This window comes from Streptomyces solitudinis, assembly GCF_036323765.1.
In the GTDB taxonomy this organism is placed as follows: Bacteria; Actinomycetota; Actinomycetes; order Streptomycetales; family Streptomycetaceae; genus Streptomyces.
The window spans coordinates 35,397-48,028 of record NZ_JAZDCW010000014.1 but is presented as its reverse complement, the minus strand read 5'-3'; the positions used below and the strand labels follow the sequence as shown (position 1 = coordinate 48,028).

Sequence of the window (12,632 nt, the reverse complement as noted above, 5' to 3'; positions counted from 1 at the left end):
CCCGGGCCTCAGTGGCGGGAGGCGGAGAGGTCCGCGACGCGGTCCGCGAGCGGGAACTGCCAGTGCGAGAACAACCGGTTGTCCCGGTACAGGTGGCGCAGCACCCGCATCACCTCGTCGACCACCGCCTGGTCGGTGACCGCCTCGTGCGGCCGCAGGTGCCGGCGCAGCCGTTCGAGCTGGAGCAGCAGCACCGCCCCGCTGGGCAGCGGGTCCTCGAACGCCCCGTGCGAGTGGACGTGGGTCAGCACGCACGCGGCTGCCGCGTGCACGACGCAGTACTCCTTGGCCAGGTCCAGCAGTTCGGCCGACTGCCCGAACTCCCGCCCCAGCCGCCGGCGCAGTTCCCCGCACCGCTCCCCCAGGACGGTGACGTGCCCGAGCAGCTCGTCGGCCGCGTCGGCGGCGCGCAGCAGCCGGTCCCGCTCCTGCTCCTCCTCCTTGCCGGCGAGTTCCCGCAGCCGGCGCACGGCGTCGGGGGCGGCGAGCACGGTGTCGTCCCGGCCGCCCCGGCTGGACAGCTCCTGCCGCCACGGCTCGTAGGGCGGCAGCGCGCGCTCCATGCCGTACAGGACGGCGGCGCGCTCGGCGGCCGCGTCGCGGGCGGCCGGGTCGGAGGCGGCGGCCGTGGCGAGCAGCGAGGACAGCTGGTGGCCCAGGTTGCGCAGGTTGACCACGGTGTTGCCGTCGGCGAAGTTCGCCACCAGCAGGTCGCGCAGCAGCTTCTGGAACATGCCGTAGTGCGGGTGGCCGCGCAGGAAGAACCGGGCGCCGAGCACCACGCTCAGCTGGGACATGGTCCGCTCCAGGAGCGTCGGCACGAAGTACTTCGTCACCGAGGAGGACACGCTGGCCTGCTCCGGCGCGGCCTGGAGTCCCCGCACGGCGCCCAGGCTGACCGCGTCGGCCACCAGCAGGTCGGCCAGGACCTCGGTCAGCTGTCTGCGGCTGTAGGGGATGTCGCTGACGGCCTTGCCGAGGATGACACGCTGCTCGGTGAAGTCGAGCGTGAGCCGCAGCCCGGTGTCCACGGCGGACATCGCGATGCTGCTGATCTGCGCGCGGGCCGTCTGGGTGGCCTTCAGCGCGATCTCCAGGCCCTGGCCCTCGGCGCCGACCCGCGCGGAGTCCGGCACGAAGACGCCGTCCACGCGCAGGCCGCTGATGTCCATGGCCCGCAGTCCGTGGAGCCGCTCGCGCGGCAGCTCCTCGACCGAGCCGGCCGGTGCCTGCCGCTTGTCCAGCAGGAAGATCGAGAAGGCGGCCGGTCCGGGGCGCTCACCGGTCCGGGCGAAGACGACCATCGTGTCGGACCGGGTGGCGTTGCCGATGAGCCACTTCTCGCCGGACAGGACGTAACCGCCGTTCACCCGGCGCGCGGACATCGCGTTGGCGAGCAGGTCGCTGCCGTAGGCGCGCTCCGACAGCCCCCAGGACAGGCGCGTGCCGCGCTTGACCGCCGCGACGACGGTCCGCTTCTGCTCGTCGCTCCCGGCGATCCACACCGGCATGAAGGCGAGGTTGGTGATGACGAGGGCGGTGGCGGTGGTCGGGTCCCGGCGGGCGACGAGCCGCACGAGGTTGAACTCGGCCTCCACGTCACCGGCCCGGCCGCCCTGCTCGCCCGGCAGCGCGTACTCGGGTACGCCCCACCCGCGCAGCAGGTTGACGAACGGGTGCGGGTACTCCTCGCGTTCGTCGTGGTCGAGGATCCGGGTGAACGGCATCCGGCCCGCCGGGTCGTGCGGGTCGCCGAGGTGGGCTTCGAGCCGGGCCGCGAGGTCGGTCAGGTCGGCCTTGGGCATGGGGGTTCTCCTATCGGGTCGCGGCCAGCCGGACCGGCAGCGCGGTGAAGAGCAGTCCCTGGTCGCGCAGGCGCGCGACCACGTCGAGCGCGGGTGTGACGGCGTCCCCGCACCGGCGGGGGTCCACTCCGTCGGCGCGGGCCAGCAGGTAGCCGACCGCCGCCTCCAGCCAGCCGGTCGAGCCGGGCTCGGTGCCGTACAGCGCCCGGTCCCGGTTCGCGGCCCACAGCCCGACGCAGGCGGCGGCACCGTGCAGCCACGCGAAGCGCTCGGCGAGGTCCACCAGCGCGTTCGGACCGGCTCCGGGCCGCCGTGCCGCTTCGGCCTCGTCCGGAAGGCCGGCCACGGCGGTGGCCAGCCGGTTCAGCGGGTCCGTCCGGCCGGCGGACGGCGGCGCCGCCGCCAGGAGCCCGGGCAGTGCGCCCAGCACGGGGTCCGCCCCGCGCACGACGAGGTCCAGCCGGCCGGGCCGGTAGGGCGGCAGCGGCGCGTCGAACCGCAGCAGCCCCGCCAGCCCGCCGGTGCCCATCTCACCGCCGCCCTGCTCCCGGGCGCCGGCCGCCGCGGTGCGGTGCAGCAGGGTGGGCAACTGCCCTGCGTAGGAACGGACGTTCGCCAGCGGGCTGGCGTCGATCACCCGCACCACCGACGAGTCCCGCTGGAGCTTCTGGAACAGGCCCCCGCCGGGTGCGTCCTCCCGCAGCACGGCCCGGGTCGCCAGGACCCCGCCGCAGCGCCGGACCAGCTCGTCGGTGGCCTCGGCCACGACGTGCTTGGCCACCGGCCCCCAGACGCTGAAGGCCTCCGGCAGTCCGTGGACGCCGCGGGCGGCCGCGAGGGCGACGGCGTCGGCGGCCAGCAGGGCCGCCGAGGCGACGGCCGTCTCACGGCGCACGTGCGGCACCGCGCCCAGGCCCGCGCGGCCGAAGCGGCGGGCGGCGACGAAGTCCAGCGTCAGCCGGACCGCGCTGTCCGCGATGCCCAGCGAACCGGCCATGCTCATCAGCCGGACCGCCTGCTGGGCCTTGATCGCCACCTCCAGCCCCTCGCCCTCCGCGCCGACCCGGGCCTGTGGCGGCACCGGCAGGGCGTCGAAGCGGACCCGGGCCAGGTCGATCCCGCGCATGCCGCCCGTACGGGGGCCGGGGACGCGCACCAGGCGCCCGGCCGGGGCGTCCGCGAGATCGAGCAGCACGGCGGACATCGCGCCGGGGCCGCGCTCACCGGTGCGGACGACGGCGTACAGCGCCGCGGCCCGCATGCCGTTGCCGACGATCCACTTCTCGCCGTGCAGCAGGCCGTCGGCCCACCGCACCTCGTTGGCGAGCAGCTCGCTGCCGTGGGCGGCCTCGGTGAGCGCGAAGGCCACCGCGCCGCCGTCGCGCAGGATGGCGGCCACCTTCGCGCGCTGCTCCGGCGTGCCGTGGAGCTGGAGGCAGGTCGCCGCGATGATGCTGAACATCGTGCCCGGCATGACGTTGACGTCGCGCCGTGCCGCCGCCCGCACCAGCGTCAGGCTGTGGTCGAACGAGACGAAGGTGCCGCCCCACTCCCGCGGGAGGTAGTTGAGGTGGAACCCGGCCTCGCACAGCGTCCGGCACAGCTCCTCGGGGAACGCGTCGCGTTCGTCGCGCGCGACGGCCGCGGCGAACCCGTGCGGGTTCGCCGCGTCGTACGGATCGCCCAGCAGCTTCTCGACGTCCTCGGCGCTGAGCCCGGCCGCCGCGGGCCCGTCCGCGGGCGCCGCGCTCATCGGACGCCCGCCGCCGGGCCCGGGACGGACGCCTCCAGCGGGGCCGGGCGGTAGTCGGCGGCGGAGGCCGGGAGGCGGGCCCCCGCGACGCGCAGCCGGGCGACGCGGGTGTGGAAGGCGGCGCCGCGCATCAGGTGGCGCGCGACGTCCGCGACCCGGCGGTTGGCCGGGTTGCGCAGGTAGCTGCCGGTCACCCAGTCGTTGAAGCTGCCCATCGCCGGACCGCACCAGACCTGGTAGTCCATGACGCGCTCGGGGTCGCCGGTGACCGCCCAGCGCGAGGACATGCCCAGGTACCAGCGGAACACCAGCGCCATCCGCCGCTTGGCGCTGCCCTCCGCGCGGGCCAGCTGCCCGGGGTCGCGGCGGGAGAAGTAGCGCACGCAGTCCTGCCAGACCTCGTCCAGCGGCCGGCGGAAGACCTGCTGCTCCAGCTTGTGCCGCTCCTGCGGCGGCAGCGCCTCCAGACCGTCGTACGCCTGGTAGAGCTGGAACAGGCGGCGGGCGCGCATGGGGAAGAGCGTGCCCTTCTTCAGCACCTGGAGCTCCACGCCCATCTCGAACATGTCGGCCGCCGGGGCCATCTCGCAGTCCGCGATGCCCGCCTCGGCGAGCATCGCCCGGGACGCCGGGGAGGCGCCGGACTCCAGGCAGGACTGGTTGACGGACCCGGTCACCACGTAGGCGGCGCCCATCCCGAACGCGGCGGCGACCGCGACCGGCGTCCCCAGGCCCCCGGCGGCCCCCACCCGGACCGGCTGCGGGTACCGGTGTTCGCGCTGGACGGTGTCACGCAACCGCAGGATGGTCGGCAGCAGGGCCGGGAGCGGGCGCCGGTCGGTGTGGCCGCCGGAGTCCGCCTCCACGGTGATGTCGTCGGCCAGCGGCAGCAGGTGGGCCAGCTCGGCCTGCTCGGCCGTGATCAGCCCCTGCTCGCGCAGCGCGCCGACGAGCACGGCCGGTGCCGGACGCATGAAGCGCTCGGCGGTCTCGGCCCGGGAGACCTTGGCGATCAGCCGGTTGTCCGCGGCCACGTGGCCGTCCGCGCCACGGCGCAGCCCGGCCAGCCGGTAACGCACCACGTGCGGGGTGAGGTTCATGTACGCGGACGCCTCCACGCAGCGCACGCCGTGGCGCAGGAAGAGCTCCACCGCCTCCCGCTCCAGCCGCTCCTCGCTCGGGCTGTGGATGAGGTTGACGGCGTAGGGCAGGCCGGGGATCTCGGCGGCGAAGCGGGCCAGGGCCTTCTCGATCGTCTCCGGCAGCAGGCCCGCGGCGCCGTACGAGCCGAGGAACCCCTCCCGGGCCAGCGCGACCACCATGTCCACGGAGGCGATGCCGCCGGCCATGGCACCGGCCATGTACGGCATGCGCACGCCGTGCGCGGCGAGGAAGTCCGCCGAGCCGAGCCGCTGCGGGGGCAGCGGCTCGACCGCGGTCAGCAGGGGCAGTCCGTCACCGCCCGCGGTGACGGTGCCGCCGGACACGGCACCGATGCCCCGGGGCGTCACGGCGAGGTAGCAGGGGTGGTCCAGGTCGGCCAGGACCTCGTAGATGCCGGCCGGGTCGGTGCTGGGGTACCGCTCTCCGGACCAGCGGAGGGGTGTCTGGGGGTGTCGCATGGCGAGCGCTGCTCCTTGGGCTGGGCGCGGAGGGCCGTCAGGCACGGCCGGAATCGGGTCGGACCTCGATGGCGACGTCGACCAGTTCGTAGATGCGCAGCCCCGGCTTCCACAGGTCCGCGTCGGCGATCACGAGCAGGCGGTCGTCCTCCCGGCGGATTTCCTTGACGTGCACGTCGAACGCCAGCTCCCCGTCGTTCCGCAGGATCTGGCCGCGGTACTTCCAGCTCGTCTCCACGCCGGTCGCCGTCGCGAAGCGCGGCCGCTCGTAGCCGTCGGCGAGCTTCTCCTCGATGACGAACAGCCGCAGGGCCTGGAGGACCGCCTCCACACCGAGCGAGCCGGGCATCACCGGGTCGCGGTGGAAGTGGCGGTCGAAGTACCACTCGTCGGGCCGGATCACGCGCTGGCCGTGCAGGTAGCCCCGGCCGTGGCGGCCTCCGTCGGCGACGAGGTCGACCCGGTCGACCAGCCGGAAGTGGCCGCCGGGCAGGCGCAGGTGGCCACCGGCCGGATCGGTGAAGGCCGGGGCGTCCTCGTCGAGCACCACCGTGCGGACGCGGGCGGCGTCCGGCTTCTCCCGCTCCAGCCACGGCGCCACGTAGGCGCCGTTGTCGAGGCCGGCCTGGTTGGCGAGGGCCGCGTCGCTGAAGTAGCCGAACAGCGACTCGCCGGTGTAGAAGACCTCGCCGTCGGCGGACAGCTCGTAGGCGAAGTTCTGGAGGACCGCGCCGGAGACCGCGCTGGTCATCAGCAGCCTGGAGTGGTGGCGGATGGTCTTGCCGCGCAGGTCGACGTCCTTGACGAGGGTGGCCCGGCCGTCGAGGTTGCGGATCGCGTACTCCTCCTCGGGCTTCTTCAGGGTGGCGCCGAGGTAGTAGCCGAGGAAGATGGCGGCCTGCAGGGAGGACTCCATGTACACGCAGTTGGGCATGTGCGGGTGGGAGTTCTCGCGGTAGTACCAGGAGTCCGGGTCGGAGTCGTACTCGGTGACCATCTCCGAGCCGGGGCCCAGATCGCCGCGGGTTCCCTTCAGCGACATGACGCGGTCGACGAACTTGAAGTCGCCGTTGGGGATGTAGGGCGCCCGGCGCTGCTCGCCGTAGATGTCGAACTCCGGGCCCATGGCCATGCCCAGTTCGCCCTTGGCGGCGTGCGCCAGGTGCAGCTCGTTGATCATCGCCGGTTCCCCGGAGCGGTTGCGCCGCCCGAGGAAGGCGGGCACCCCGCCGGTCTCGGGCCGGTAGGGCGTGCCTTCCTTCTCCAGCACCTGGAGCCCGAGCTGGCGCATGCGGATGACGGGCTTGTCGCCGAGGTAGACGAGGATGTCGGCGACCACCGAGGGGCGCGGCAGCAGCGTCAGGTCGGTGACCTCGACCTCGTAGCGGATCTCCTGGTGCTTCGGCGTGATCTGGCCGCGCACCTGCACGTCGATCCGCAGGTCGGTCATGGTCTGGAAGCGGGCGTCGGGCAGCGTCAGGTGCATGCCCTGGTGCAGCAGGTAGACCTGGAGCAGTTGCACGGCGCCCTCGGCCACGAGCGATCCGGCGAGCACCGGGTCGTCGGGGAAGTGGCACGCGAAGTACCAGGCGTCCGGCTGGAGCCGCTTGACGGCGCTGAGCGTGCCGAGGCCGCGCGGACCGCCGGTGCGGTCGATGACGACCTCGTCCACCATGCGCAGCCGCTCGTCGGGCAGCCGCAGGGCCGGGTTGATCCCCGGGTCCTGGGCGTGGTGGGGGCCGAAGACGTCGCCCGGCCGGCCCTGGGCGAGCAGTTCGAGGTCGGACGCGGACAGGTGGGTCTTGTCGGTGTGGGCGAGCGGCTTGAACGTCTTGCGGGTCAGCGCCGCCCGCTCCGCCTTCTCCTTCTCGGTGATGACCACGCCGAGCGGAGTGTCCAGCTCCCGCTGGCTGAAGAAGCCCGCGCAGGCGTCCTTGAGTTCGAGGATCAGCTCACCGTCGGCGTAGCAGAGGTAGCTGAAGAAGAAGATCGTCGTGTCGCCCTGGTGGACGAACCGGTCGATGGAGATGTCGTAGCGCAGGGTCTGCCCGGTGCGCGGCAGCGGGCCGTGGAAGACGAGGGAGCTGTCGAGCAGCCGGTAGACCCGCTCGCCCTTGTTGCGGAAGTCGATGCCCAGGTAGCTGACCAGCAGCAGGTCGCACTGGCCGGCCTCCACCGTCACGGCGGGGGGCACGCCCCCGTCGACGGCGTACCAGGCGTCCTCGGGGATGTCGTACTCGGTGGTGATCTTCGCGGGCTTGAACTCCCCCGGCGTGCCCTCGACCGCGGTGACGCGCGTGACGAAGTGGTACGGGGGAGCGGGCAGCCGGACCCGCTTGGCGTAGCCGTCGATGACGGCGAAGTCGGGGCCGAAGACGTTGGCCACCTTGCCCGTCGCGAACTCCAGCAGGTCCGCCTCGTCCCAGACCACGCGCTTCCCGTCGCCGCCCTCCGCGCCGCCGTTCGCACCGCCGCCCTGGAGCACGGTGCCTTCGAGGGCCGGTCCGGTGGCGGGCGCCGGGGCCGGTGCGACGGCGGGCCGGACGGGCTCGGCGGTGAGGGCCGGGCGGGGTGCGGCGGGTGCCGGGAAGGGGGCTGGGGCGGGCGCGGCGCCGTCGAGCAGGGCCTCGGCGCGGTCGAGTGTGGCCGACTGGAGGATGCGCTGGGTCTCCATGACCACCGAGTGCGTCGCCAGCATCTGGCGCCGGGTCTCGTCCACGAGCTGGGCGGCCGCCGAACCGCCGCGGGCGGGCGCGGGGGCTGGGACGGGTGCGGGCGCGGGGACGGGCGTGGGCGCGGGGGACGCCGGACTGGGGGCGGCGGACCGGCCGGCGGGCTCACCGGCGGGCCGGGCGGACGGCTCCCGGCCGGGCCCGGCGGCACCCGGCTGAGGGGGCGCCCACGGCAGGAAGGACATCGGCTCGCCGTCGAAGGCGATGGCCTCGTCGGCGAGGGTCGGGTCGGCAGGCATGGCGGCGGGCTCCTCCGGCGGTATGGGTACGGGGGCGGCGCGGTGAGCGGTGAACGGGCCGTCCCCCCGCGCGAGTTCGCGGACGCCCTGGGCGATCCGCTCCGGCATGGGGTCGCCGCCGCCCACCCGGAACCGGGCGGGGCGACGGCCGTGCGAAGCGGACTCGGGCGACCCGAGGACGGCCGACAGGTCCACGTCCAGCCCGTGGGCGACCAGCCGCGCCAGCAGCTGGGCGACCGACTTGGCCGCCGGCACTCCGCGCCGGTCCACCGGCACGGCGACGTGGGCCGCGTCACCGAGGGTGTCGCGGACCCAGCGGGAGCACGTCGCGCTGGGCCCGGCCTCGATGAAGTAGCGGAAGCCGCGGTCGTAGGCGGTGCGGACCAGGCGGGGGAAGTCGATCGTGGAACGCAGGGTGTGGGCGATGCGCCGGGACGTCCGCTCGCGGTCGAGGCCGGCCAGCGCCTGGTAGTCGTAGGCGCTGAACAGCTCCAGGTCACCGACGGAACCGGTCGGGTAGTCGTTCAGCCCGGCCAGGCCGTCGAGTTCGGCGTCCACCGCCGGGCAGTGCATGACCACGTTGACCGGTGACCGGGCCGCCGGGCACCCCAGTTCGTCGATGAGGGCGCGGCACCGCGCCGGATCACCGGCGATCACCAGTTCGCCGGGGGTGTTGACGTGCGTGAGGTACACCCGCTCGTGCCGGGGCAGCGCCTCCCGCACCCGGTCCGCGCCGGTCAGCAGCACGAAGGTGGCCCACACCTCGCGGTCGGGCGTCTCCGGCGGCAGGTCCCACAGCTCACGCACGGTGCGGCGCGGCCCGCACAGCCGGTCCCGGAAGATCGGCGTGCCGCTGATCAGGTCGTCGCGGCGGCCCTCGGGCAGCCAGCCGCCGGTGGCGAACAGCATGCTCGACTCGCCGAGGCTGTAGCCGAAGCCGCCGTGCGCGGTGATCCCGAGCACGTCGCGGACGAGCTCGGTGTAGAGGATGGCGAAGCTGGTCCCGGTGGCGAGCATGAACGGGATGTCCTCACCGAGCGACTCCTCCAGCGCCATCAGCTCCCGGCGGCCCGGCGTGACCCGGGTGCGGGGGTACAGGCGGTGGGCACGCAGCAGCCGGGCGGGCTCGTCCGCCTGCTCCTCGAACCGGTTGAGCAGCCCGGGGAAGGCACGGAAGAAGTCCTGCCCGAGTCCGGGGTAGGAGTTGAACGCGCCGGGGTAGACCAGGGCCACCTTGCCCTCGGGTCCGATCGGCCGTGCGGTGAAGAAGGAACCGGCCGGGGTGGCCCACTCGCCGCCCGCCGCGTGCGCCTCGGCGATGCCCTTGGCGGCGAGACGGAGCTGGGTGCGCACGTCGGCCGCGTCCCCGCCGACGAACACCGCGCGCAGTGCGGCGCCGGGCAGCGCCGGGGCGGCCTCGCGGGCGAGGACGTACGGGTCGGCGCCGTCCTCCAGCAGCGCCCGGTGCCGTTCGGCCGAAGCCAGCAGTCCGTCGAGCGAGTCGGCCGCCAGGGGCAGCAGGACGGGCCCGCCCGCCCGCCGCCAGGCGGTCGGGGCGACGGGGCGGCGGCCCGCCGGGGAGGCGTCGGCGGAGAGCACCAGGTGCCCGTGCGCCCCGCCGGAGCCGATGAGGCTGACGGCCGCGCGCCGCCGGTCGCCGCGGGTCTCGCGCAGCCACGGGCGCGAGGCCGCGGGGACGTGGAACGCGGAGGCCGCGAAGGCGTCGGCCAGGTCCTCGGCCGGGCGGGTCCAGCCCCGGGTGCCGGGCAGGTACCCGTGGTGCAGGCACAGCACGGTGCGGATCAGGGCGGCCATGGCCGCCGCGCACCCGGCGTCGCCGATCTGCGCTTTCACGCTGCCGACCGCCGTCGGGGCGGTGCCGTCGGCGGCGGCCGGGTAGACGCGGGCCAGCGCGGCGAGTTCGGCCCGGTCGACGTCGCCGTGGCCGCCCGCGTGGGCTTCCACGTAGCCGATGTCGGCGGCACGGACCCCGGCGGCGGACAGCGCCGCCGCGGCGGCGCCGGCGAGGACGTCGGCGTCGGCCGGGGGCACGGCACCGTCGACCGCGGGGGCGTGCCGCAGGGTCAGCGCGTCCAGCCGGGCGTAGGCCCGGGTGCCGGTGCCGCCCGGCCGGGTGACGACGACCGCGCCCGCGCCCTCGCCGACGCGGGGGCCGGGGCTGCCTTCGCCGAACGCCGGCCTGGCCGCACCGGACCCTCCGGCCGGGCTGGACCCGTCCGGCGCCCCGGGTCCCAGCAGGGCGTGCTCGGCGGAACCGGTCATGTCCACGGCTCCGACGAGCACGGCCTCGATGCTCGGGTCGAGCAGGAGGAGCCGGGCCGTCTCCAGTGCCTCCGCGGTGCCCGAGCCGTCGGAGGAGACGGTGAAGGACGGACCGGTCAGGTTCCACAGCGAGGAGATCCGGCTGGCCATGACGTTGCCGATGTAGCTCAGCACCTCGTTGGCCGTGATCGGGTCGACGACCGCGTCCCGGGCCACCGCCGCGAGGGCGGCCTGCTGCTCGTCGGTGAGGCTCAGACCGGCCCGCTCGTACTCCCGGCGCAGGAAGGAGCCGAGGCCGTAGCGGGTGAGGCGGGCGTGGCTGTAGGGCTCGGTCTCCATGGCCACGACGACCGCGATCCGCCGGGGTGCGGGCGTCCTGGCCCCCTCGGGCACCTCCCGGCTGAAGCCCGCGTCCCGCAGCGCCTCGTCGGCCACCTTGGTCGCCAGGGCGTGCTGGACGTTGTACGTGCGCAGGTCGGCGGGGGGAATCCGCTGGTCCACCGGGTCGATGGCCACGTCGTCCACGAAGGCGCCGTGCGGCACCGCCCCGGCCGTGACGCCCGCCCGCTCCAGCGAACCGCCGCTCGTCTGCTCCAGACCGCGCCAGCGCCGCTCGGGCAGGGGGCCGAAGGCGTCGGCGCCGCTGTGCACCGCCTGTTCGAACGCCTCGACGCCGTCGAGCGGGCCGAAGTGGGCGCCGAGGCCCACGATGTCGAGTGCGGGCACCTCGACCGGGGCCTGCGCCTGTGTGGCACCCGCGTCCGCGTCCGCCGGGACCGAGCCCGCCGCGTCCGCCCCCGCCGCGCGGGACCGTGGCGCGGACAGGACGACGTGCGCGTTCGTGCCGCCGAAGCCGAACGCCGAGACGGCCGCCCGGCGCGGGGAGTCCCCCGCATCGGGCCAGTCGCGGCCGGTGCGGACCAGCACCGGTCCGCCCACGGTGCCGTCCTCGGAGGTGACCGGCTGCCCGACCCCGATGGTCGGGGGGATGTGCCCCTCGCCCATGGCCAGGATGACCTTGAGCAGACTGCTCAGCCCGGCGACGGTCAGCAGGTGCCCGATGTTGCCCTTGACCGAGCCGATCAGCGGCACCTTGCCGGCTCCGCCGAAGTACGCCGCGACGGACTCCGCCTCGGTGGCGTCCCCGATCGGGGTGCCCGTGGCGTGGCACTCGACGTAGTCGACGCTTTCACCTCCGAACCCGGCCTCGGCGTAAGCGCGTTCGTAACTGCCGAGCTGGCCGTGCCCCTGCGGGACGAGCAGGTGGCGGCCGCTGCCGTCGTTGGTCAGCCCGATGCCCTCGATGACCGCGTGGACGCGGTCGCCGTCGCGCAGGGCGTCCTCCAGCCGCCGGACCGCGACCATGCCCGCGCCCTGGCCGGTGAGGATGCCCCCGGAACGGTCGTCGAAGGGCTGGCTGAAGCCGTCGCGCGGGTAGGCGCCCAGGTCGGAGAAGGAGAGGTGGATCAACGTCGGGTCGGGGGCGCACACGGCACCGGCCAGCACCAGGTCGGCCTGTCCGGTGGCCAGGTGGTCGCAGGCCAGCTTGAGCGCGTACAGCGCGGAGGAGCAGGCCGCGTCCAGCGCGTACCGGGGGCCGCCCAGGCCGAGCGCGGCGGCCGTGACCCCGGCGGGCGAGCCGCTGACCCGCAGGTTCTCCCGGGTGAGCGGCTCCGGGCCGACCAGCGGGGCACCGGCCGGCAGCCCGCTCAGCTCGGGCAGCCCGGCCCGGCGCAGCCCCTCCAGCACGGCCTCCTGGGCCAGCGGCACGCTCACCCGGGCCGACGTGGGCGTGGGGAAGGAGTAGTTGCCCATCACCAGACCGGTGCGGGCCAGCACCTCGGGCCGGTCGGCGTGCCCGCTGTCGCGCAGCGCCTCCCGGGCCACGTGCAGCGACCAGTGGAAGAGCCGGTCGAGCCGGTTGAGGTGACCGGGGTCCAGCAGGTAGCCGGAGGGATCGAACTCGAACCCCGTGACGAAGCCGCCGCGGCGGCAGTAGAGGTCGTGCTGCGGGTCGAGGTCCCGGTCCTCGGGAACGGTGCCGAAGACCTCCTCCCCTCCGTCGCGACGGCTGTCCGTCCCGGAGTGGAGGTTCTGCCAGAACTCGGCGGGCGTCCGTGCTCCTGGGAACAGGCAGGAGAGACCGACGATGGCGTAAGTGCTCATGGGGGCGGTGGGGTCCCTTCTCAAGGGGGTGG

4 protein-coding genes are annotated in these 12,632 nt (G+C 74.8%); all 4 read right to left on the bottom strand.

Translation table 11 applies throughout. The features are described from left to right. Positions 1 to 8 precede the first annotated feature (8 nt). The 4 genes from V1J52_RS25050 to V1J52_RS25035 are packed head-to-tail and all read right to left on the bottom strand — an operon-like array spanning position 9 to position 12,600. Complete coding sequence (locus tag V1J52_RS25050) at positions 9 to 1,805, bottom strand: acyl-CoA dehydrogenase family protein (protein WP_330142241.1); 1,797 nt, start codon at positions 1,803 to 1,805, stop codon at positions 9 to 11. A gap of 10 nt (positions 1,806 to 1,815) precedes the next feature. Continuing rightward, positions 1,816 to 3,558 carry an acyl-CoA dehydrogenase family protein gene (locus tag V1J52_RS25045; RefSeq protein WP_330142240.1) on the bottom strand — a complete coding sequence of 581 codons (1,743 nt, stop codon included), beginning with the start codon at positions 3,556 to 3,558 and terminating at the stop codon, positions 1,816 to 1,818. Continuing rightward, positions 3,555 to 5,180: a PfaD family polyunsaturated fatty acid/polyketide biosynthesis protein gene (locus V1J52_RS25040; RefSeq protein ID WP_330142239.1), complete on the bottom strand. Its 1,626-nt coding sequence runs from the start codon at positions 5,178 to 5,180 to the stop codon at positions 3,555 to 3,557. Before V1J52_RS25040 ends, V1J52_RS25045 begins: the two co-directional genes overlap by 4 nt. Before the next feature lie 37 nt (positions 5,181 to 5,217). After that, positions 5,218 to 12,600, bottom strand: a complete 7,383-nt coding sequence (locus tag V1J52_RS25035; protein WP_330142238.1) for a beta-ketoacyl synthase N-terminal-like domain-containing protein — start codon at positions 12,598 to 12,600, stop codon at positions 5,218 to 5,220. Positions 12,601 to 12,632: the final 32 nt, after the last annotated feature.

Excerpts from the sequence above, each read along its gene's own strand:
- V1J52_RS25045 (WP_330142240.1), bottom strand. The coding sequence starts at position 3,558 with ATGAGCGCGGCGCCCGCGGACGGGCCCGCGGCGGCCGGGCTCAGCGCC.
- V1J52_RS25040 (WP_330142239.1), bottom strand. The coding sequence starts at position 5,180 with ATGCGACACCCCCAGACACCCCTCCGCTGGTCCGGAGAGCGGTACCCC.
- V1J52_RS25050 (WP_330142241.1), bottom strand. The coding sequence starts at position 1,805 with ATGCCCAAGGCCGACCTGACCGACCTCGCGGCCCGGCTCGAAGCCCAC.
- V1J52_RS25035 (WP_330142238.1), bottom strand. The coding sequence starts at position 12,600 with ATGAGCACTTACGCCATCGTCGGTCTCTCCTGCCTGTTCCCAGGAGCA.